Origin of the sequence: Bacillus cereus group sp. BfR-BA-01349 (assembly GCF_022663795.1) — a bacterium.
Lineage (GTDB): Bacteria > Bacillota > Bacilli > Bacillales > Bacillaceae_G > Bacillus_A > Bacillus_A cereus.
This window is the reverse complement of record NZ_JAKUGE010000127.1, coordinates 1-350: the sequence shown is the minus strand read 5'-3', so window position 1 is coordinate 350 and position 350 is coordinate 1. Positions and strand designations below refer to the sequence as shown.

Here is a 350-nt window from a genome sequence, read left to right as displayed (position 1 = left end):
CGCCCTCGGCACCATATGCGCCCGTAGCTCAATTGGATAGAGCGTTTGACTACGGATCAAGAGGTTAGGGGTTCGACTCCTCTCGGGCGCGTTTTCTTTCGGGAAGTGGCTCAGCTTGGTAGAGCACCTGGTTTGGGACCAGGGGGTCGCAGGTTCAAATCCTGTCTTCCCGATACTTGTTTGGGGCCTTAGCTCAGCTGGGAGAGCGCCTGCCTTGCACGCAGGAGGTCAGCGGTTCGATCCCGCTAGGCTCCACCATTAGTTCTTTGAAAACTGAACGAAACAAACAACGTGAAACGTCAATTTTTATTTTAGATGCTAGACAAACTAACTTTATTGGAGAGTTTGAT

3 tRNA genes are annotated in these 350 nt (G+C 51.1%); all 3 read left to right on the top strand.

The annotated features are described in order from the left end of the window. Positions 1-17: 17 nt before the first annotated feature. The 3 genes from MR169_RS28075 (at position 18) to MR169_RS28065 (ending at position 258) form a co-directional block, all read left to right on the top strand. Positions 18-91 (top strand) — tRNA-Arg (locus MR169_RS28075). Positions 92-99: 8 nt separating this feature from the next. Beyond that, positions 100-173: transfer RNA gene (locus tag MR169_RS28070), tRNA-Pro, on the top strand. Between the two features lie 9 nt (positions 174-182). Next, positions 183-258, top strand: a tRNA-Ala gene (locus tag MR169_RS28065). Positions 259-350 lie beyond the last annotated feature (92 nt).